This is a genomic window from Streptomyces sp. NPDC053474, assembly GCF_044544845.1.
Taxonomy (GTDB): Bacteria; Actinomycetota; Actinomycetes; order Streptomycetales; family Streptomycetaceae; genus Streptomyces.
This window is the reverse complement of sequence record NZ_JBITXV010000038.1, coordinates 1-19,584: the sequence shown is the minus strand read 5'-3', so window position 1 is coordinate 19,584 and position 19,584 is coordinate 1. Positions and strand designations below refer to the sequence as shown.

Sequence of the window (19,584 nt, the reverse complement as noted above, 5' to 3'; positions counted from 1 at the left end):
GCCACCCGCCAGGCCAGAGCCGCCCACCGCGCCACCGCCACCTGGGCCCGCCACAACGCCGCCGACCTACGCCGCCTCGCCGGACAAATCACCGCGCTCGACCACCTCGCGCCCCAGGCGCACTCGGCCCAGGCCGCCCTGGACGCCGCCCTCGGCGCCACCGACGCCGCCGAGCTCATCACCCCGCTGAACGACATGCGCCCCTACCTCGACACCCGCCACACCCACCTCATCGAACACCTCGACGCCCTCAACCACCGACGCACGGCAACAACCACCAACGACGACTAACCCCAGACGCAGCGGGGGCGGTCCGGCCGCTCGCGTCCGTCACCAACCGGAGCGACCGAGGACCTCGGCCGGGCCTCTCGCCATCCCCACTAGAGCGATCGTTCTAATGATGCTAGGTTCTGGTTAGAACGTTTGTTTTAGTCGTCGTTCCGCGCCGCTCCGCGTCGTGGAACGCCTGTTATGTCGGGATGCCCCATGGATATCAAGCACATCACCGTCAACGGCCTCGACCTGGCCTACGTCGAGCAGGGCGAGGGCCCGCTGGCCCTGCTCCTGCACGGGTTCCCGGAGACTCCGGACATGTTCCGGCACCTGATGCCCGAGCTGGTGAACGCCGGGTACCGCGTCGTCGCCCCGTACATGAGAGGCTTCGCGCCCAGCCAAGTGCCGCCTGACGGCAGCATGCTCATGAAGGATCTGATCGCGGACGCCAACGCGCTGCACGAGGCGCTGGGCGGCGACGGCGACGCCGTCATCGTCGGGCACGACTGGGGCGGCTTCACCACCTGGGGCGCCGCGGCCCTCGCCCCGGAGCGCTGGTCGAAGGTGATCGTGGCCGACGTCCCGCCGGTGCGGTTCTACGAACGCAGGGCCGCGGTCCCCGAACAGATCCACAAGAACAGCCACTTCTACTTCTTCCAGATGTCCGTCGCCGACCAGCTGGTGCCCGTGAACGACTTCGCCTACCTCGACTGGCTGTGGGAGCACTGGAGCGGCAACGTACCCGGATTCGACTCCGCTCAGGACCGGCAGGCGGGCAAGGACGCCCTGCGCGAGCCCGCCAACCTCCGTGCGGGCCTGGGCCTTTACCGCCAGAACTTCCCCGCCGCGGAGTTCGGCACCCCGGCGTGGGACATGGGTCGCCTGCTGGCCGAGCTGCCCACGCAGCCGACCCTGTACCTGCACGGAGGCGAGGACCCCGTCGTGGACGAGGAGATCCTCGCCGACATCGTCGCCGCCCTGCCCGAGGGATCAGACGGCGCCCTGCTCCCCGGCGTGGGCCACTTCCCGATGGTCGAGGCCCCGCAGGAGGTCAACCGGCGGATCCTCGCGTTCCTCGCCAAGTGAACACCGAGCAGCCGCATCGGCCGGGCCCAGGGCAGGCCCGGCCGATGCGGCCGCTCGTCGCGCTGTGAGCCTCCCGCTTCGGACCGCCCTACGTGGCCTGCCCCAAAGCCACGGGCCCCGATCGCCCCTGAAGAGTCCCCCACTTGACCCGGATAAGCCCCTGACAGGCGCCCCACACGGACGACCGTTCACCTAACGTGAAGACGGAACCCCGGCCGGGTCCTCTTGCCTGACACAACCGTCACCTCCACGAGGAGGATCCATGCCGTTAAGGGGCAGATCCGCTGTGCGGCGCGTCGCCGCACGGGGCACAGCCATGGTGCTGGGAGCCGCCATGGCTGTCATCACCGGCCTCACCGTCGCTCCCGCGGTCAGCGCGTCGCCGTCCGCCGCCGGGGCCCTGCGGTGGGCGCCGTGTGACGACCCGGCGAGGCCAGGAGCCGAGTGCGCCACTCTTTCCGTGCCGGTCGACTGGGCCCAACCGGACGGGCCCAGACTCGATCTGGCCGTGGCCCGCCGCACGGCCACCGACCCCGGAGCCCGCGTCGGCTCGATGGTGTTCGGCCCCGGAGGACCGGGCGACTCGGGCGTGGAGAGGGTGGTGCGCGGTATCAGCCGGTTCAGCCCCGAGGTCCGCCGCAGGTTCGACATCGTCAGCTTCGACCCGCGCGGCGTGGGCGGCAGCAGCCCGGTGACCTGCTCCGGCGACCTGCTCGCCGAGCGGCCGTCACCGGAGCTGAAGAGCCAGGCGGACTTCGACGCCACCGTGGCGTACAACAGGCGGCTGCGTGCCGACTGCCGGGCCCGTACCGGCCCGGTGTTCGACCACCTGGACACCGCCCAGAGCGTCCGGGACCTGGACGCCCTCCGGGCCACCCTCGGCGAGCGGAAGCTGACCTTCCACGGCAGCTCCTACGGCACGCTGCTCGGCGCGCAGTACGCCGAGACCTACCCGCGTCGCGTGCGCGCGATGGTGCTCGAAAGCGTCATGGACCACAGCGTCCCGACCACCCGAGGCTTCCTGCGGGCCGAGGCGGCCGCGGCACAGGATTCCTTCCAGGAGTTCGTGAAGTGGTGCCACGGCGCCCCGGACTGCGCGCTGCACGCCCGCGACGTCCGCGCCGTCTGGCAGAGCCTGCTGGCCCGCGCCGGGCGCGGCGAGCTGGAGGACCCGGCAAGACCGGGCACCTCACTGTCTTCTGCGGACCTGGTCAACAAGATCGCGTTCCGGAAGTTCTACCAGGCCGACTACGCGGGCCTGGCCACGGCGATCGCGAGGATGGACGCGAGCAAGCCACTGCCCGCGTCACCCACCTCGATCGCACCGCTACCTCCGGCCACCCCGGTCTTCTGCGCGGACTGGCACCTGCCGGTACGCGACTACCACGAGTACGCCTCACTCATCTCCATGACCAACACGACCGCGCCTGACCTGCCCTCCCTGCTGCCGACCCACATGGCAGCGGCATGTCTGGGCACGCCGACCGCCAACCCGCAGCACCGCCTGGACGCACCCGGTGCCCCGCCGATCCTGGTGTCCAACGCGCTGCACGACCCCGCCACCGGCTACCCGTGGGCGGTCTCGGTAGCCCGGCAGCTCGGCCGCAGCGGCAAACTCCTCACCTACGAGGGCCACGGACACGGCAGCGTCACCAGTGGCCCGTGCATGGAGGACGCAGTGGACAGCTACCTCACCGACCTGGCAGTCCCACCCCGGGGCACCCGCTGCCCGGCCGTGCCGCGGAGGGGCGTTTGGTGATGCCTCGATGAACGCGGATCATGGGGCGGCGGGCACCGGCCGGAACGGGGGCGGTGCGTGACAGGGGGGACTTCACATGCTGGGCACGCGCGCATCGGTTCCGCTGGTCGGACGGCAGCGGGCGCTGGAGGAGCTGTCCGCCGCGGTGGCCGCCGCCGCGGCGGGGGCGGCACGGTGCGTCGTAGTGGAAGGGGAGGCGGGCATCGGCAAGTCCCGCCTGCTCGCCGAGGTTGTCCACGGCGCGAGCGAGCGGGGCATGGCCGTGGCCGAGGGCCGCGCCACCGAACTGGACCGGCTCTCACCGCTGGCCACCTTGGTGAACGCCCTCAGCCACGGCTCCCGGCCCGTGCTCGACGAGGCGGACCGGGCGGAGCTCGCGGCACGGGCCGCCGTCCCCTACCGGCAGACGGCGCTGCTCGCCGAGCGGATCGCGGAGCACGCCCGCGCCCGCCCGCTGCTGATCGTCCTGGACGACGTGCAGTGGGCCGACGAGGTCACGGCCCTCCTCGTCCGCTCCCTGGTGCCCGCGCTCGCCGAGGCGCCGGTGATGTGGCTGCTCGCGGCGCGCCCCATGCCGGAGGAGTCCGCGATGCACGCGGCGGTGGAGGGGCTCGCCGAACGGGAGGCTCTGCTACTCACCCTCGGCCCGCTGTCGCAGGAGGCGGTGGTCGAGCTGTCGGAGCACACGCTCGGCGCCCGGCCCGGAAGTTGCGTCCGGAGCCTGGCCGACCGGGCGGCGGGCAATCCGTTCCTGCTGCAGGAGCTGCTCCACGCCCTGCGTGAGCAGGGCCGGGTGCGTGTCGAGGACGGCGTCGCACGCGTGGCGCCCGGCGAGCTGCCGGACAGCTTCCGGGCCCAGGTGGCGCGCCGCTACCGGCATCTGTCCGTGACGACCCGGCAGTTGCTGGGTGCGGGCGCCGTGCTGGCCCGGCCGTTCGGCGTGCACGAGGCCGCCGGGGTGATGGGCGTCCCGGTGCGCGAGCTGACCAGGGCCACCGAGGAGGCCATCGCGCAAGGCCATCTCGTGGCGGACGGCACGCTGCTGAGGTTCCGGCACGACCTGATCAGGGAGGCCGTGTACGACAACCTGCCGGGGCCTGTGAAGCAGGCGCTGCACCGCGAGGCGGGCGCGGTCCTCGCCGCCGAGGGCAGACCGGCGGCCGAGTCCGCGACCCATGTGGCCTGGGGCGCCCGGCGCGGCGACCAGCAGGCACTGCGCGCGCTGCGGGACGCGGCCGACGGCATCATGGGCGCGGCGCCGGGAGTGGCCGCCGACCTGCTGGCCCGCCTCGTCGAGCTGAGCGAACCCGACGACCGGGACCGGGCCGCCAACGTCTGCAAGGCGGTGAGCGCCCTCTCCTTCAACGGCCGCATGAGCGAGGCGATCGAACTCGCCGAGGCCGAGCTGGCCCAAACGCACGCCCCGACCTCCCTGGCGACGGTGCGGCACGGCTTCGCGGCGACCTTGAAGTTCACCGGCCGCACCCCGGAGGTCCTCAAGCTGGTGGACCTCGCCCTGGCGGACCGGGGCGTGCCCGTGCACCACCAGGCTCAGTTGTGGTCGCTGCGCGCCCACACCCTGATCGAGGGCGGCCTGCCGTTCGGCGAGGACCCGTCCTGCGAACTGGCTGACGCGGCGGGCGCCGAGGCGGTGCGGCTCGGCGAGGCCGCCGCCGTGCCCGTGGCCGTGACGTCGGGCTACACGGCGCGTTCGCGGGCCGCGCTCGCCGCCGGGCGCCTCGATGACGCGGTGCTCCTCGCCGAGCGGGCCACGGACGTCGCCGAGCGCGCGGGCGGCGAGGCCCGCTGGCACGCGCCCCGCAGATGGCTCGGCGAGGCGCTGACCGCGGCCGAGCGCGTCACCGAGGCCGAAGCCGCCTTCGACGCGGGCCAGCGCGAGGCCGAACGGCTCGGTGTGCCCTGGGCGGTGCCGCGCCTGCGCGGCCACCGGGCGCAGCTGTGGCTCGGCGCGGGGCGCATCGCCGAGGCCACCGCCGAGGCGGAGGCCACGCTGCACAGCTCCCTCGCTCTGGGCACGCCTCCCACCGTCCAGTCGACCCGCATCCTGATGGCGCGCCTGGCGATCCTGCGCGACGAGCTGCCCGCAGCCCGTGCCCTGTTCGCCGAGGCGCGCAAGCTGGCGGACAGCGGGGTGCGGGTGGCCATCGACGAACTGCTCCTGGTGGAGGTGCTGCTGCGGAACGCGAGCGCCCAGAAGCCGCAGGACGCCGCGCACCCCGATGACGCGCTGTGGGCGACCCTGCCCGACCGGATCCGCCTGTTCTGCTACGACCCGGGGCTCGGCCCGGAGCTCGTACGCATCGCGCTGCGGGGCGAGTTGCCCGAGCACGCCGAGCGCGCGGCGGCGGCCTGTCGGCTGCTCGCCGAGCGCAACCCCCGCCTCGCCTCGGCCCAGGCGGCCGCCCGGCACGTGACCGCCCTGCTGTCGGGCGACCCCGATGAGCTGCGCGGGGCGGTGGGCTTCTGGCGCTCGGCGCCGCGGCCGCTGGCCCTCGCCGGGGCCCTGGAGGACGCGGCGCTGACCACGACGGACCGGGACGCCGCTCTCGCCCTGTGGGAGGAGGCGTTCGCCCTGTACGGCACGGCCGGTGCGGTACGCGGCGCGGCGCGGGCGCGGCAGCGGCTGCGGGCTCTGGGGGTGCGGCGCAGGATGCCGAGGGCGGCGGCGCGGCCGGGCGAGGGCTGGGCCAGCATCACGCCCTCGGAACTGCGGGTCGTACGGCTCGTCGTCGACGGGCTCACCAATCGCCAGGTCGCGCACCGCCTTTTCCTGTCCCGGCACACCGTGGACGCCCACCTGCGGAACGTCTTCGGGAAGCTGGGCGTGTCCAGCCGGGTCGAGCTGGCGCGCGTCACGGCGGAGCACCTCGCCGAGAAGAAGGCACCCGCCTAGCCAACGGCTGCCGGAAGGGGCCTTAGCAATCACGTGCCCCGGGCTTCCGGGATCACGTGATCGCGTCGTGCCGGGGCAGGCCGCCCCGGCGGAAGCTCTTCCCGGGCAACACCACGAGTTGCCCGGGAAGAGAGAGCGATGTCTCCGAACGCGTACAAGACCCTGCTGGACCCCAGGGAGAGCGTGCTGGTCCTCGTCGACCACCAGCCTCCGATGGTGTCCGAGGTGGCCTCCGGTGAACGGCGGAACCTGGTCGGCAACGTCACTGGCCTGGCCAGGACCGCCAAGGCGTTCGGCCTGCCGACGGTCCTCACCGGCATCGCCGGGAAGGCGTTCACGCCGACGCTCCTGCCGGAGCTGACCGACGTCTTCCCCGACCACGACGTGATCGGCCGCACCCGGGCCAACGCCTGGGCCGACGACGGGGTGCGGGACGCGGTCCTCGCACCGGCCGCAGGCAGATCATCATCGCCGGGCTCTGGACCGAGGTGGGCGTCGCCCTGCCCGCGCTGTCCGCCCTGGAGGAGGGGCGTGAGGTGTACGTCGTCGCCGACGCGTCGGCGGGCGCCACGCCTCAGGCCCACCGCCTGGGCATCCAGCGCGTCACCCAGGCCGGTGGCGTCCCGCTGACCTGGCTCCAGCTGCTCGGTGAGTTCCAGAGCGACTGGGCCCGCGAGGAGACGCGCGCGGCGGTCGAGGAGATCGTGCGCGACCACGAGGGCAGTCGGAGCCGGGGCGCTCGCCTCGTCCGCGACGGCTTCGCCCGCGGCGCGGGCGAGGGCGCGCCGTGACCGGCCCGCTCGGCGTCGTCGGACGCGCCTTCGCGAGGCTGGCCGCGCCGCGCGCCCGGCCGTCACGGGACACGGGCCCGGCGGCGGCCCTGCTGGCGAGGCAGTGGCGCGAGACGGCGGCGGGTCTGGGAGACGTACGGCTCCCCGGCCTCGGCCCGCCGTCCGGATGGCGCTAGCCACGCGGCCGACCGTCGTCCGAGCCGCCGGGCCGACCAGGTCGGACAACCGCGCGGACGGCCGCCCGAAGGACGAGAAACCGCTGCCGATAACCCCCTGAGGAAGCCCTTCATGAAGCCACAAGTCACCGGCGTCGCCGTTTCCGCGCAGGACGTCGCCGCCATCGTGACGCTGGTCGCCGAGGTCGAGCACGCTCAGCAGAACGCGCTGCCCGACGCCTACCTGGAGCTGTTCCGGCACGACGCCCTCTGGTCGGCCCCCTACAGCTCTCCGCTGACCGGACTCGACGAGATCGCCGCCTTCGCCCGCCGGATGCTCCCCGGCACCGCCGGACAACCGCTGACGTGGGCCTACGAGGTCGAGTCCGTCCAGTTCATCCGCTCCGACATCGCCGCGGTCAAGATCCGGCAGCGGCCGGTCACGCGCGACGGGGAACGGCTCGACGACCTGCTGCGCCGCCCCGTCGACGGGAGCCCGCGCACCGGCTGCCGAGGGCCCAGCGAAGCCGTCCGCCGCTGGGCGGCCCTGGTGACCGCCCACCCCGGCGAGGCGCCGGATACCGCGCTGTACGTCATGGCGAAGACCGACGGCCGCTGGCGCATCGCCGTCGCTCAGAACACCACGGCCATCGAGGCCGACACCCTGACCCCGGCCTGAATCCCGCCGGACTCAACACACCCCCTACCACTACCTGTCCACCGAAGTTGATCGGAGTACCCCATGACAGCCGTCGACTCCCCCGCGTCCCTCCCCGGAGCCGCGGACGGCGTTCCCCTCAAGAGGTGGCTCGCGGTCATCGCCATGGCCGTCGGCACCTTCGCTCTGGTCACCGTCGAGTCCCTGCCCGTCGGGCTGCTCCCCCTCGTGGGCGGGTCGCTCGACGTCTCGCAGGGGACGGCGGGCCTGATGGTGACGGTCCCCGGCCTGGTCGCGTCCCTCACCGCGCCCCTGCTCCCGGTGGTCATCCGACGCATGGACCGCCGGACCGTCCTGCTCTGCCTGATCGTCCTGATGGTGGCGGCCAACGCCCTCTCCGCCCTGGCACCCGACTTCACGACCCTGCTGGTCTCGCGGTTCCTGGTCGGGATCAGCATCGGAGGGTTCTGGGCGCTCGCCGCGGGCCTCGCCGTGCGCCTGGTGCCGCAGCGGTACGTCCCCCGAGCCGTGTCGCTCGTCTTCGGCGGGGCGACGGCCGCCAACGTCCTCGGCGTGCCCGCCGGTACCCTGATCGGCGGGCTCACCGACTGGCGCGTCGCCTTCGCGGCCGTGGGCGGCCTCGGCGTCCTCGTCTTCGTCGCCCTGCTCTCCTTGCTGCCCTCGCTGCCCGCCGAGCAGGCCGTGCGGCTGCGCACGCTCCCCGAGCAGTTCCGCAACCCCGTCGTGCGTGCCGGTGTCCTCGCCACGTTCCTCCTGGTGAGCGGCCACTACGCCGCCTTCACCTACGTCAGCCCGATCCTCCAGGACGTCTCCGGGCTCGGCGAGGGCACGGTCGGCCCGCTCCTGCTCGGCTTCGGTGTGGCCGGTATCGTCGGCAACTTCCTCGCCGGGGCGGCCGCGGAGCGCGACATCCGGGCGACCGTCGTCACCATCAGCGTCCTGCTCGGCGCGGTCCTCGCGGCCTTCCCCCTCCTCGGACGCACCCCGGTCGGCGGGATCGTCCTCCTGATCGGCTGGGGGCTGGCCTTCGGCAGCGTCCCGGTGAGCGTCCAGACGTGGATCCTCAAGTCGGCCCCCGCGTCGGCCGAGGCAGCCACCGCCCTGAACACCTCGATGTTCAACCTGGCCATCGCGCTCGGGGCGCTGTTCGGCGGCATCGTCGCCAACTACCTGGCCGTCAGCGGTGTTCTGGCCCTCGGGGCCCTGCTCACCCTCCTCACCTCGCTGGCGCTGTGGAGCACACGCCGGGCCTGACAGCGGCCCACCGACGCACCCGACGTCACTCGACAGCCCTCCCCTCCCCGGACACGAAAGGCCCGCATGTCACGCGAGTTCACGATCGCGGCAGCCGACACCCACCTCAGCGGTGTCGACACCCTCGGCCATGAGCCCCCGCTGCTCTTCCTGAACGGGGGCTTCTCCACCCAGCGGTGCTGGAACCGCGTGCTCGCACGGCTCGGCGGCACGTACCGCTCCGTCACGTTCGACGCCCGGGCGCACGGCAGATCCGGTACGTCGTCGGACTACTCGGTGAGAGGCGCCATCGACGACGTCGACCGGGTCATCGAGGCGACGGTGCTCGACCGTCCGATCCTGGTCGGCTGGTCCCACGGCGCCACGGTCGCCCTGTGCTACGCGACCGAGTACCCGGACATGGTCGGCGGTCTCGTCCTCGTCGACGGGGCCTACCCGGTCTCCGTGCTCGACGAGGCAGGCCGGGAGCGCGTGCGCCGACGGTGCCGCAGGACCGGGTGGATCGCGCGCCCCCTGGCCCTCTTCGGCCGCTCGGCCCGGATGACTGCCCCGGAGCGCGCGGAGTTCGTCATCGAAATGGACGAGGTCAACGGCGAATTGCAGGCCGACTTCGCCGCGCTGCGCTGTCCGACCGTCTTCGTCGCCGGGAGTGGGGAGCGCTCCGGCGCCTCCCGCCTCTCCGGGGCTCGGGCCCAGGACGCCGACGCACTGAGGGCCGCCGTTGAAGCCGTGGCGAGCAGCGACCGGGTGACCGTGCTCGCGGCCCCGAACGGCGGCCACCCGCGCTTCCCCGACAAGGACCCCGGCCTCGTGGTGGCCGCGATCGAGGAGGTGAGAAGACGGTCCCTGCCGGTCTCATCGGTACGTGAAGGACAGTGATCACAGACGATACGCATCGTCGGCGAACGATCGCCGCCATGAGCCCGACCCAACAAGATGCGCCAGCCAGGCCCCAGGCAGGCTGAGCCATGCCGAGAGCGCACCCGCCTTCACACACGAACCGGTGCGCCGCCCTCTCTACGACGTACATGGTGGTCCGGCGTCTGAGGAGGACGGTGGGCATCGCGGGTGTCCGACGGGCGGCGGTCAGGACGGACCGCGCTGCGCGGAGCCCCGCTGCCATGTCCGCACGACACCCGCCCGGCCGCCCGTCATTCGATCCCGAGGGACCCGATCCCCAGGTCCTCCCGCATGAGGCGGCGCATCTCCGCCATGGCCGTGCGGCGCTGGCGGATGAAGGGCGCGTCCTCGGCGGAGCCGACCGCCACCCCGCGGGCGTAGGCGTCGCGCAGTCGGCGCAGGCTGTGGAACGCCTCGTTCCCGGCGGCGACGACGGGCGACGGCCCCACGAGCCAGAGCCGCTCGCTCGCCGTGTACAACCCGGTTCCGCGGAAGGCCTCGCGCACCGCCGCGTCCCGCGCCGACTCGGACCTGTGGTCGCCCAGGGCGACGGCCCGTATCTCTTCACCCGCGTCCTTGAGCGCGGAGGCGTACTCGGTGTACACGGCACGCCGCATGTCGAGGGCGTACCGTGCTTCCTCGCGCCGCCACCTGCTGCGATCGGCGATCAGGGTGGCGGCGATCCCGATGGCCGCACCGGCCAGCGTGGAGAGCAGAGGCATCCAGTCCATGCGCCGCATGCTGTCCGAACCGCCGCTACGACACCAGCGGCGCGGGCCTTCCGCCATGGTCGCCACGTGCCTCATACCGGCGCCCCGGCCCATGGGGCCTCACCGTGAGGGCCCGTCAGAAGAGGGTCTCGGGCGGCTCCGGCGCGGCGAAGGCCGGTGGCTGGAGCGGTACGAGTCGGACATGCGGTCCACGCGGGCGGGGTTGAGGGAGGTCGTCCGCGCCGACATGTCCGTCGCGCGCTTCGGGGCGGGTGTGATGGTCGTCGTCAGCGTGGTCGTGGGCTGTTTCGCCGCTCCGATCGCCGGGGGTCTCGTCGCCGGAGGCTTCGCCGTGCTGTTCCTCCTGGTGCTCGTGGTCATGCTCCTTCGGGGTGTCCGGGGTGTGGACGCGTGGCAGCGGTCCTACGTCTTGGCCTTCGGGTGCGTGAACTGTTTCTAGCCATCGGCCAACGCCTCATCAGCCGTCACGGGATCGCGGTCACGCCCCTCAATCCCACCTACGGTGTGGCGCTCCAGGGCGGAGCGCGCTGCACGTCAGAGCCGTTGTCAGTGGTGGCGGCGACAATCTCCCCATGACCTCACCCCAGCACCTCGACGGCCTCCTCACCCACTTAGGACTCGCGGAGGCCGCCACGTTCACGGCCGTGCGAGGCGGCGACGAGGACGCCGTGGTCCGGCTCTTCGGCGGCGACCCCGAGCAGGCCCGCCCCATGCGCCTGGAGGACCTGCGCAACCACTACGTCACGAACCTCATCCTGGTCTCCCGCTCGGGCCCGACAGTCGTCGTCGTGGAGAACAACGGCTATCAGGGGTCCCGCGAGGAAGTGCTGCGCCCGCTCTCCCGTCTGGGCCGCACCGCCAGCGCCTACTGGAACGTCAACGCCGTGTCCCGACTGAGCCTGGCCGAGGATGGACTGATCCAGTCCGTGCTCGACATGGTCGTGCCCGAGGACCCGTTCGGGGCGCGCCCCGACGCCTGGGACCCCCTGCTGGAGGGCCTGGACCTGGCCGACGGTCACGGCTGGGGTGAGGGCCTGACAGCTGTCGAACGCGCCACGGGCGTGCGCTTCGACGACGCATGGGTACGCGGCCCGCACCGCGTCGTGGAGATCACGCCGGTGCCGGAGTATCTGCTGGGGCAGGGTCTCATCGACTCACCCCTGCTCAAGCGGGAGCCCTTCGCCAGCTACCTGGCCGAGCTGGGGCCGGGGTTGCTGGGGCCGATGCGTCGGCACGCCCTCGACCTGGCCCTCGCCCACGCCGACCTGCGCCATCACCCCCTTGCCTCCGCGGCCCTCACCGCGCACACCATCCCGGCCGCCGCGAGGCAGCGGCTGCGCGACGAGCTCACCGCCGCGCACGACCAAGCGCTCCCCCAGGCCCGCGCGCTGCTGATCGGCGAGCCGAAGGAGTTCGAACCCGAGTGGGAGCGCCCCTCCCACCGCCTCTTCCGGCAGGCCATCGTCTTCGGCGTCCTCGCGCGGTGCGTCGCCGCCCACCTTCCGGCCCCGGCGGACCGGCTCCCGGACGTCCTCAGCTCCCTCACCACAGCGATGACCGGCGACGGCGAACGCGTAGAGGAGTTCTGGATGCTCGCCCACCTCCACGACGCGGCACGGCGGATGAGCTGAACAGCCAGCCGTTCACCGCTGCCTTCGCCCGGCCCACGAGCTCCATCAGCACCGAGGCCAACGCCCACGGACGCGCGTGCTGGCTGACGCCCCAGCAGCTGCACGCGCTCACCCAACTGCCCACCGCCCGCGGTCAGGGCATCGCCGCAGCGGGCGACGTGGCCTTCGCCGACGACTACCCGGTGCACTGGCACGGTCCCCTCTCCACAGTGCTCCGGGCCTGCCGGATGGTCCATGACCTGGGCCCGGCCCTCGTCGCACCGGGCCGCCGACACCCTGGCCCACGGCTTCCACCCGCACATCAGCGCAGCCGAACGCGTCGTCATCGTCACCGGCGCCGCATACGCTCACCTCGACGGCCGCAAGCCCCCGCCCGTGTCCCAGCTCGCCGAACAGACCGCACGCTGGACCTACGAGCAGCACCTCCCCGTGGCCGTGCCGACCTAGCCCGGTGGCGCGCCCGCGCCAGGTGATCCCTTCAGTGACCAGCAGGAGACAACGTGCAGACCTACGTCAGCCCGCCCGGCATCGCCCTCGGGCAGTACGACCTCGCCACCGACGACCTCGCCACCGCCTTGAGCCGACGCCACCCCGAACTCGCCGGACACCCGGACTTCCTCGCCGCGACCCGCGCGGTGACCGGGCGGCACCGCAGACGCACGCACCCGTGCCCCGACGGTCGAGTGCCCGAGCCGTACGCGCGGGAAGACCGCCACCGCGACCTGCGCGCGCTGATGCAGCAGGCGGGCCGCCAGGCACTGCGGCGCGCCGGTGTGACCGCGCGGGACGTGGGAGCACTCGTGGTCGTCCAGGATCCGCCTCCCGCAGAGGCCGATCCGTTCCTCGACGGCGACTTGGTGCTGGCGCTCGGCCTGCCGTCCACCACCGCGCGCGTGCCGTTGACTGGCTTATCCAGCACGGGCGCGGTGCACGCGCTGATCGTGGCGGAGGACATGGCGCGTACGGGCAGGTCCGTCCTGGTGGTGGCGGCCGGGATCCACCCGCCCCTGACCGCTGTCGACTCCGACGGTGCACGTGCCCGACGCACCCCCGCCGCGCTCGCCCGTCAGCTCATGGTGAGCGACGGCGGGGCCGCCGTGGTCGTCAGCCGCGAGGCCCTCGCCGCGCCGGGCCTGGTCATCGAGGAGACCTGGCAGTACGCGCATGGCGACAGCCGCGCCTCCGCGCACGTCGGGGGCTATCTCGCCGAGGAGCATCCAGGGCTGGCGGCGCTGCCTTGGCTGCGGCCGGGCCAGGAACGGCCCGACTTCGCACTCGTTCATCCCGGCGGCCCGGCGCCGCTGCGATCCCTGGCCGAATCAAATGCCCTGCCTAGACGGGCTCTTGAGACGTCATTCGCGTGCATCGCCGATGAGGGTGACCTGGGCGCCGCGTCGGTGCTGCGGATGCTGGCCCGCCTCCACGAGAGCCCGCCCGCCGCCGAATCCCACGGTCTGCTGCTTGGCCTGGCCCCGGGCTACCTGGCGGCGGCTTGCCGGGTCCGGTGGACAACCTCAGCCACTTCTCAGCGGAATCGGCCGAAGTTGACGCACAAAGGTGCTTCCTGACCGCTTATGTTCACCGTAGCGATCCAGTACCTCACCATACGTCTGGTCTTGTTGGACGTACGACCACGACGACCCGGGTGATCAGTCTGCAACGTACTTCGCGCCAATGGTCGGCTCCGGCCGCGCAGGACCAGAGGGTGACGCGGCGACCGACTCTCAGGAGTGCGCCCTGCTGACGCGCCTGAGGCGGCGCAAGAGCGCACTTCTGATGTCCCCGACATCGCGGCCGAGGCGAGGAGCACGCGCAGTTCTCCCCTTCCGCGTTCGGCTACCGGAACCCCTACCTGCCGCGCACGTACGACGGCTGTCTCGTCACCTCGGATTTCCGAAGAAAGTGAGAGCGAGAAACACGCATGGAAAAGCAGAACCCAGGCGTCGCCTGCGAACGGTTACGACCGGAGCCGACGAGCCCTGAAGCCCGCGGTGCCGACGACCGCCTGGCCGCGCTGGTCCGGGGCATCGCGGAGGTCCTCCGCCAGCGCGGGTACCACGTCGGCCAGGCCATCACGTGCACGGTCGAGGACGGCTTCTTCCCGCAGGTGGTCGTGAAGGTCGACGCCAGCACCTATCTCAACATCTCCTGGCACGAACCCGCCCTCTCCTGCACCTGGCGAGCCACCAGACTCGTGGCAGGGAGGCAGGAGGTGGTGGAAGAACTGCACCTGAACGGCGGCGAACTCACCGCCGAGGAGATCGTCGAGGCCAGCCTGAGCGCCCTCGCCCTGCCCTCGCGACAGCGGTGGAGGGCCTGATGCGCACCGACCGCTCGTCAGCTGACGCGAGGGCCGCGTGCACGTCGGGCGCCCCGGGCGCCGGACGCACGTCAGCTGCCGCGGGGACCAACCGCACGTCAGCTACCGCAAGCGCCGGACGCGCGTCAGGCGTCGACCCCGGGCCGGTCGGCGCGGTAGACGTAGTGAGTCCAGTCATCGACTGGATTATCCGGTTCCAAGGCCCCGGTCCCGATCCTGCGCAGCCCGGCCCTCTCCAGCGCCCTCCACGAGGCGCGGTTGGCCGCCACCACGGGCACGAGTACGCACGGGGCTGACGGGTGCGCGGCCCAGGTTCGCTCGACAGCCGAGCGAATCATCGCCGTCCCGATGCCCTGCCCGATCCGCTGGGGGTCGCCGATCAGGTAGTCGATGGTCATCGCCTCGTCGGGTACGGCGACGACGGCCGCCAGCTCGGTCCGGTAGGCGGGGTAGTCGCTCAGGCGTGAACGCTGCACCAGGCCCACCGGACGGCCGTCGAGCAGCGCGAGGAAGTCCTCCGACGGCTCCTCCCCCCGAGCGGCGGGGCCGAAGTCCCGGGCCACCGCCTCCGCCGTGGTCTCGTGGTTCCACCAACGCCGCACGTGCGGCTGCCGCAGCCAGCTGCCGAGCAGCGGAAAGTCCCCCTCGACGACCCGACGCCACGTGATCACCACAGGGGGCTCCTCTCCTCCACCACCACGCCTCCGCACGCTAGCGCAGCCCTGCCCGCCGCCCCCGAGGTCCCGCTCACCCCCGTCCTCGACGGCTGGTGGCGTTGCCAGACCGCTGGCAGAGGTGCGCCGCGCCCTTGAGCAACTCGCCCACGAGCACCGGGATTCCGCGAGGCTGCCGCCGTGGGAGGTCGACGGGCTGGAGGTCATCGACCGTCAGCCCTAGCACCAGCGCCAAGACCACTGGGCTCCGCGCATCACGGCACGCGCCAAGGATGGCCGAAGCTCGCTTCTCCACTTGAGTTGGTACGCCCGCGCATCTTGCGGCCAGAGGGAGAAGAGGGAGTAATGATGGGTGCACCGGCGCCCCCATGCGCACCGGGCGGGGCTCACCACCCTCCTCGGACTCGATGACGGCCGCGCGCACGCGCTCGCCACCGCCGCGGAACGGGACCTGCACGTGCCGGTGCGGGCATCATGAGACCACGGCACGACGGGACCACCGCATCACGGGGCATCGGTACCACGGGGCGTCGGCACCACGGCGCGTCGGCACCACGGGGGAGCACGCCCACCGACACCGGCACCGGCACACACCACCCCGATCACCAAGAGCCACCGCACCCAGCCCTCTTCGGACGGCACGCACAGCAACGTCACTCGTAACTGGCCACGTGAACCGGCGGCACAGACCATGAGGGGGACGACGCAGATGGCATCAGGACAATCTCCACCCCACGACGCCCTGCGGCGAGGGCACACCACCCGCGGCCCCCTGCTCCGGGGCCCCGGCCGACGTCGTATCCAACTCCCCCGCGATGTCGCCGAGCGCCCCGGAGCAGGGCTTTTGGCAGCCCGCAGGAAGCCGAGCCGTGTCCGTCAAGCTTGACTCGCACCCGGCGCGCGACGACGAGGCCCTGCGGCACGTGCTCGAAGACGCCTCGATGGGCCGGTGGGAAGGGCCGCGGGACGTGCTCATCGCCACCGGGTCGGACTGGGACCGGCGGATCTTCCGCCTTCAGGTACTCGCCGAGGCCGGGGCACGCCTGAGGTTCGCCGACACCTGGGCCGAGGCCGAGCCGCGCTCGCCCCACGCCCTCGCCCTGCTCGCGAACGTGCAGGCCCTGCGCGCGATGATCGCAGGACACGACGAGGGCCGGACCCAGATGGAAGAGGCCTGGGCCACCTGCCGGACCGCCCTGGAGGTGTGGCCGCAGGACGTGGCGCCCCTGGTCGTCATGCTCGCGCTGCTGCGCACCCACGCCCCTGACCGCGACACCCTCAACCACGTGTGGTCGGAGATCAAGCAGCGCGATCCGTGGAACCGCGAGGCACACCACGAGATCGTCACCTACCTCTTCCCCCGCCACCACGGCGCTCAGGGCGAGGCCATGTGGTGGGCCGAGGAGCAGGTGGCCCTCGCTCCCCGAGGCCTGCCCCTCGCGGTCCTGCCACTGGTGGTCCTGGCCGAGGCGCACCGCTGTCGGCAGGAGCAGAACCAGGGCGCGTACGGCCTGGTGATCCACCCCTGGGCCGACTGCCCCCAGGCCGAGCAGGCACTGGAGCGCTGGTGGCGCCACCGGCCACCGCAGGCGCACGCCTGCTTCGCCGACGACGCCAACTACCTGGCGCACGCCCTGTCGTTCGGGAACCGACACGGCGAGGCCCGCGAGGTCTTCGACGCGATCGGCCCGTACGCCACGCATGTCCCCTGGTCCTACTGCGGCCGCGCCCGCGAGCTGTTCCTGCGCCACCGCAGCTGGGCCTACAACCCGCCCCGGCGGCGAAAGCGCCCCTGAGAGCGGCGAAAGCGCCCTTGAGAGCGGCGCCGCTCCCCGCACGTCATCACCATCGCGCACGAGTCACCCAGGAGTCACACAGGAAGGGAAGGGCACCCAGTGCCTCTCGATGTATCCCGCGTCTCCGACGAGGAGCGCCTCAAGCAGCTCGGCTACCGCCAGACCCTGTCGCGCTCCATGTCCGGCCGCGCCAACTTCGGCGTCAGCTTCACCATCATCTCGATCCTGTCCGGCTGCATGACGCTGTACGGCTACGGCATGAACACCGGCGGCCCCGCCGTCATCATGTGGGGCTGGCTCTTCGTCGGCCTGATGACCCTGTTCGTCGGCCTGTCCATGGCCGAGGTCTGCTCCTCCTACCCCACCAGCGCGGGCCTGTACTTCTGGGCCCACCGCATGGGCCCACCCCGCACCGCCGCCGCGTGGGCGTGGTTCACCGGCTGGTTCAACACCCTCGGACAGATCGCGGTCACCGCGGGCATCGACTTCGGCGCCGCCACCTTCCTCAACGCCCTGCTTGACCTGCAATTCGGCTACGAAGCCACCCCCGGCCACACCATCACCCTGTTCGCAGCCATCCTCGTCCTGCACGGCATCCTCAACACCTTCGGCGTACGCATCGTCGCGTTCCTCAACGAGCTCTCCATCTGGTGGCACATCGCAGGTGTCCTGCTCATCTGCGGCGCCCTGGTCCTCGTCCCCGACCACCACCAGTCGATCCGCTTCGTCTTCGGCGAATCCGTCAACAACACCGGCTTCACCTCCAGCCTCTACGTCGTAGCCATCGGCCTGCTCATGGCCCAGTACACCTTCACCGGCTACGACGCCTCCGCCCACATGACCGAGGAAACCATCGACGCCGCCACCGCCGGGCCCAAGGGCATCGTCCGCTCGATCGTGGTCTCCCTGGTCGCCGGGTTCGTCCTGCTCTTCGGCTTCACCTACGCCATCCAGTCCTACACCGGCGCCCTCGACTCCGACACCGGCGTACCCCCGGCCCAGATCCTCATGGACGCCCTCGGCACGGCCACCGGCAAGTGGCTCCTCGTCGTGATCATCGTCGCGCAACTCTTCTGCGGCATGGCCTCGGTGACCGCCAACTCCCGCATGATCTACGCCTTCTCGCGCGACGGCGCGCTGCCGTTCTCCCGGATCTGGCACAAGCTCCACCCCGGCACCCGCACCCCGACCAACGCCGTCTGGCTCGCCACCGGCGGCGCCTTCTGCCTGGGCCTGCCCTACCTGTGGAACTCCACCGCGTACGCGGCCGTGACGTCGATCGCGACGATCGGCCTGTACATCGCCTACGTCATCCCCACCTACCTCCGACTACGGCAAGGCGACCGCTTCGAGCGCGGTCCCTGGCACCTCGGCTCCTGGTCCACCCTCATCGGCACCATCGCCGTCGCCTGGGTCGCAGTGATCACCGTGCTCTTCATGCTGCCCCAGGCCTCCCCCGTCACCGCCAAGACCTTCAACTACGCCCCCATCGCCGTGGGCGTCGTCATCGCCTTCTGCGGCACTTGGTGGCTGGCCTCCGCCCGCAAGTGGTTCCTCAACCCGCAGCACCCGCGCAATCGTGCCCCGCACCAAGTACACGTCGTCGAACAGGAGGCGACTCGGCCGTAGCGTCCGCGTGCGCGTCGGTTCCACACGGCGAGCTGCCGCGGACGGAGGATTCCGATCAAGGTACCTAGTAGGTACCATCAGGGTTATGCCGTCTTTGAACATCAGCTACAGCGACGAGGAGATGGAGGAACTGCGGGCCGCCGCGGCCGCCGCGGGCGTCTCCCTCAAGCAGTACGTCCACGACCTGTCCCTGCGCGAGAAGCAGCGACTGCAGTTCGTGCGGTACGCCGTGTCCTGGGGCGAGCAACATCGCGGCGAGTTCGACGAGGCCTTCCCCGACGAGGTGCCCCCGTCGCCCCGTGCTCAGGGCACCGAAGCCGCCTGATGGCCCTCCACGTCGACATCGCCTGGCTGCTCGACGTCCAGGAGCAGTCCGTGCCCGAGGACGTCACCGTCGCGGACTACTCGGCCCTGGTCGCCGCGGTCGCCCGCCACAAGACCCGCATCCCCCGCCCCGGCATCACACCCCCCGACGCCGCCTGGCGCGCCGCCGCCCTGCTGCACACCCTGGTCCGGCTCGAACCCCTGCCGCACCGCAACTCTCTGTACGCCTGCCAGGTCGCCGTCGCCTACATGCACGCCTGCGGCGAAGGCATCGACCCACCCTACGGCGCGCTCGTCGAACTGGTCCGTGACATCCAGGGCCGCAAGACCACCGTCTACCAGGCGGCCGACCGCATCCGCAGCTGGCGACTCTGACCTCAGAGGACCTCACTCGAGCATGAGGTCACGAGAACGGCCCCCACAGCCGTGGCCACCGGCCGCCATCGGGAGCAGCCGTTCGAGCATGGCTCTTGGGCCGCCGCTCATCTCCGTACCAGGAGATCATCGGGCAAGCCGAGGTGGAGCTGGAGAGCCTGTCGGCCGAGCGGAGTGACGACGACTGCGCGTGTCGTGCCGACGCGGGTGATCCAGCCTGTGTCGAAGGCGTGGCGGCACAGGGCGGCGCCGACCGCGCCGGCCAGGTGAGGGCGGCGTTCGGTCCAGTCCAG

The 19,584-nt window shown here is 72.0% G+C and carries 20 protein-coding genes and 2 pseudogenes; 19 read left to right on the top strand and 3 right to left on the bottom strand.

Annotated features, from left to right (window positions below):
* The 9 genes and pseudogenes from ACIG3E_RS40850 to ACIG3E_RS40810 all read left to right on the top strand — a co-directional run.
* Positions 1 to 291: pseudogene (locus tag ACIG3E_RS40850) on the top strand (type III effector protein); the annotation flags it as partial.
* A 195-nt stretch (positions 292 to 486) separates the two neighbouring features.
* The gene (locus ACIG3E_RS40845) at positions 487 to 1,359 is read left to right on the top strand and encodes an alpha/beta fold hydrolase (protein ID WP_399626273.1); all 873 of its coding nucleotides are present in this window, start codon (positions 487 to 489) and stop codon (positions 1,357 to 1,359) included.
* A 262-nt stretch (positions 1,360 to 1,621) separates the two neighbouring features.
* Complete coding sequence (locus ACIG3E_RS40840; RefSeq protein ID WP_399626271.1) at positions 1,622 to 3,118, top strand: alpha/beta hydrolase; 1,497 nt, start codon at positions 1,622 to 1,624, stop codon at positions 3,116 to 3,118.
* A 76-nt stretch (positions 3,119 to 3,194) separates the two neighbouring features.
* Positions 3,195 to 6,032 (top strand): helix-turn-helix transcriptional regulator, encoded by a 2,838-nt coding sequence (locus tag ACIG3E_RS40835; protein WP_399626268.1) that lies wholly within the window; start codon positions 3,195 to 3,197, stop codon positions 6,030 to 6,032.
* A 488-nt stretch (positions 6,033 to 6,520) separates the two neighbouring features.
* A complete protein-coding gene (locus ACIG3E_RS40830) occupies positions 6,521 to 6,823 on the top strand; it encodes an isochorismatase family protein (protein ID WP_399626265.1) in 303 nt (100 codons plus the stop codon).
* Positions 6,820 to 6,999, top strand: a complete 180-nt coding sequence (locus tag ACIG3E_RS40825; RefSeq protein ID WP_399626264.1) for a hypothetical protein — start codon at positions 6,820 to 6,822, stop codon at positions 6,997 to 6,999. Before ACIG3E_RS40830 ends, ACIG3E_RS40825 begins: the two co-directional genes overlap by 4 nt.
* Positions 7,000 to 7,111: 112 nt before the next feature.
* Entirely contained in the window at positions 7,112 to 7,657 is a 546-nt protein-coding gene (locus tag ACIG3E_RS40820) for an SgcJ/EcaC family oxidoreductase (RefSeq protein WP_399626262.1), read from the top strand.
* A 63-nt stretch (positions 7,658 to 7,720) separates the two neighbouring features.
* A complete protein-coding gene (locus ACIG3E_RS40815; protein ID WP_399626260.1) occupies positions 7,721 to 8,911 on the top strand; it encodes an MFS transporter in 1,191 nt (396 codons plus the stop codon).
* A 66-nt stretch (positions 8,912 to 8,977) separates the two neighbouring features.
* Positions 8,978 to 9,790, top strand: coding sequence for an alpha/beta fold hydrolase (locus ACIG3E_RS40810; RefSeq protein ID WP_399626259.1), 813 nt, complete (start codon positions 8,978 to 8,980; stop codon positions 9,788 to 9,790).
* A gap of 272 nt (positions 9,791 to 10,062) precedes the next feature.
* Here the strand turns inward: ACIG3E_RS40810 and ACIG3E_RS40805 are convergent, their stop codons facing one another.
* The gene (locus ACIG3E_RS40805; protein ID WP_399626258.1) at positions 10,063 to 10,542 is read right to left on the bottom strand and encodes a hypothetical protein; all 480 of its coding nucleotides are present in this window, start codon (positions 10,540 to 10,542) and stop codon (positions 10,063 to 10,065) included.
* Positions 10,543 to 10,723: 181 nt separating this feature from the next.
* On the opposite strand from ACIG3E_RS40805, the gene ACIG3E_RS40800 reads away from it, so the two are divergent.
* The 5 genes from ACIG3E_RS40800 (at position 10,724) to ACIG3E_RS40780 (ending at position 14,493) form a co-directional block, all read left to right on the top strand.
* Complete coding sequence (locus ACIG3E_RS40800; RefSeq protein ID WP_399626255.1) at positions 10,724 to 10,981, top strand: hypothetical protein; 258 nt, start codon at positions 10,724 to 10,726, stop codon at positions 10,979 to 10,981.
* A 133-nt stretch (positions 10,982 to 11,114) separates the two neighbouring features.
* Complete coding sequence (locus ACIG3E_RS40795; protein ID WP_399626253.1) at positions 11,115 to 12,173, top strand: DUF6461 domain-containing protein; 1,059 nt, start codon at positions 11,115 to 11,117, stop codon at positions 12,171 to 12,173.
* 234 nt (positions 12,174 to 12,407) lie between these two features.
* Positions 12,408 to 12,620: a hypothetical protein gene (locus ACIG3E_RS40790; RefSeq protein ID WP_399626251.1), complete on the top strand. Its 213-nt coding sequence runs from the start codon at positions 12,408 to 12,410 to the stop codon at positions 12,618 to 12,620.
* A 53-nt stretch (positions 12,621 to 12,673) separates the two neighbouring features.
* Positions 12,674 to 13,741: a hypothetical protein gene (locus ACIG3E_RS40785; RefSeq protein ID WP_399626249.1), complete on the top strand. Its 1,068-nt coding sequence runs from the start codon at positions 12,674 to 12,676 to the stop codon at positions 13,739 to 13,741.
* Positions 13,742 to 14,094: 353 nt separating this feature from the next.
* Positions 14,095 to 14,493, top strand: coding sequence for a hypothetical protein (locus tag ACIG3E_RS40780; protein WP_399626247.1), 399 nt, complete (start codon positions 14,095 to 14,097; stop codon positions 14,491 to 14,493).
* 125 nt (positions 14,494 to 14,618) lie between these two features.
* Here the strand turns inward: ACIG3E_RS40780 and ACIG3E_RS40775 are convergent, their stop codons facing one another.
* Complete coding sequence (locus ACIG3E_RS40775) at positions 14,619 to 15,164, bottom strand: GNAT family N-acetyltransferase (RefSeq protein ID WP_399626245.1); 546 nt, start codon at positions 15,162 to 15,164, stop codon at positions 14,619 to 14,621.
* Between the two features lie 355 nt (positions 15,165 to 15,519).
* Between ACIG3E_RS40775 and ACIG3E_RS40770 the strand changes: the two genes are divergently transcribed.
* The 5 genes from ACIG3E_RS40770 (at position 15,520) to ACIG3E_RS40750 (ending at position 19,291) form a co-directional block, all read left to right on the top strand.
* Positions 15,520 to 15,645, top strand: a complete 126-nt coding sequence (locus ACIG3E_RS40770) for a hypothetical protein (protein ID WP_399626244.1) — start codon at positions 15,520 to 15,522, stop codon at positions 15,643 to 15,645.
* 391 nt (positions 15,646 to 16,036) lie between these two features.
* On the top strand, positions 16,037 to 16,963 hold the full coding sequence (locus ACIG3E_RS40765) for a hypothetical protein (RefSeq protein WP_399626242.1): 927 nt from the start codon (positions 16,037 to 16,039) through the stop codon (positions 16,961 to 16,963).
* Between the two features lie 177 nt (positions 16,964 to 17,140).
* A complete protein-coding gene (locus ACIG3E_RS40760) occupies positions 17,141 to 18,592 on the top strand; it encodes an amino acid permease (protein WP_399626275.1) in 1,452 nt (483 codons plus the stop codon).
* Between the two features lie 85 nt (positions 18,593 to 18,677).
* Positions 18,678 to 18,917, top strand: a complete 240-nt coding sequence (locus ACIG3E_RS40755) for a hypothetical protein (protein ID WP_399626241.1) — start codon at positions 18,678 to 18,680, stop codon at positions 18,915 to 18,917.
* A complete protein-coding gene (locus tag ACIG3E_RS40750; RefSeq protein WP_399626239.1) occupies positions 18,917 to 19,291 on the top strand; it encodes a toxin Doc in 375 nt (124 codons plus the stop codon). The genes ACIG3E_RS40755 and ACIG3E_RS40750 overlap by 1 nt, the downstream gene beginning before the upstream one ends.
* A 107-nt stretch (positions 19,292 to 19,398) precedes the next feature.
* Here ACIG3E_RS40750 and ACIG3E_RS40745 read toward each other — a convergent pair.
* Positions 19,399 to 19,584 (bottom strand): annotated as a pseudogene (locus ACIG3E_RS40745) (transcriptional regulator); the annotation flags it as partial.

Bases quoted from the DNA above. Each gene is read 5' to 3' on its own strand.
- ACIG3E_RS40845 (WP_399626273.1), top strand. From the start codon at position 487: ATGGATATCAAGCACATCACCGTCAACGGCCTCGACCTGGCCTACGTC.
- ACIG3E_RS40840 (WP_399626271.1), top strand. From the start codon at position 1,622: ATGCCGTTAAGGGGCAGATCCGCTGTGCGGCGCGTCGCCGCACGGGGC.
- ACIG3E_RS40835 (WP_399626268.1), top strand. From the start codon at position 3,195: ATGCTGGGCACGCGCGCATCGGTTCCGCTGGTCGGACGGCAGCGGGCG.
- ACIG3E_RS40820 (WP_399626262.1), top strand. From the start codon at position 7,112: ATGAAGCCACAAGTCACCGGCGTCGCCGTTTCCGCGCAGGACGTCGCC.
- ACIG3E_RS40815 (WP_399626260.1), top strand. From the start codon at position 7,721: ATGACAGCCGTCGACTCCCCCGCGTCCCTCCCCGGAGCCGCGGACGGC.
- ACIG3E_RS40810 (WP_399626259.1), top strand. From the start codon at position 8,978: ATGTCACGCGAGTTCACGATCGCGGCAGCCGACACCCACCTCAGCGGT.
- ACIG3E_RS40805 (WP_399626258.1), bottom strand. From the start codon at position 10,542: ATGGACTGGATGCCTCTGCTCTCCACGCTGGCCGGTGCGGCCATCGGG.
- ACIG3E_RS40800 (WP_399626255.1), top strand. From the start codon at position 10,724: ATGCGGTCCACGCGGGCGGGGTTGAGGGAGGTCGTCCGCGCCGACATG.
- ACIG3E_RS40795 (WP_399626253.1), top strand. From the start codon at position 11,115: ATGACCTCACCCCAGCACCTCGACGGCCTCCTCACCCACTTAGGACTC.
- ACIG3E_RS40790 (WP_399626251.1), top strand. From the start codon at position 12,408: ATGACCTGGGCCCGGCCCTCGTCGCACCGGGCCGCCGACACCCTGGCC.
- ACIG3E_RS40780 (WP_399626247.1), top strand. From the start codon at position 14,095: ATGGAAAAGCAGAACCCAGGCGTCGCCTGCGAACGGTTACGACCGGAG.
- ACIG3E_RS40760 (WP_399626275.1), top strand. From the start codon at position 17,141: ATGTCCGGCCGCGCCAACTTCGGCGTCAGCTTCACCATCATCTCGATC.
- ACIG3E_RS40755 (WP_399626241.1), top strand. From the start codon at position 18,678: ATGCCGTCTTTGAACATCAGCTACAGCGACGAGGAGATGGAGGAACTG.
- ACIG3E_RS40750 (WP_399626239.1), top strand. From the start codon at position 18,917: ATGGCCCTCCACGTCGACATCGCCTGGCTGCTCGACGTCCAGGAGCAG.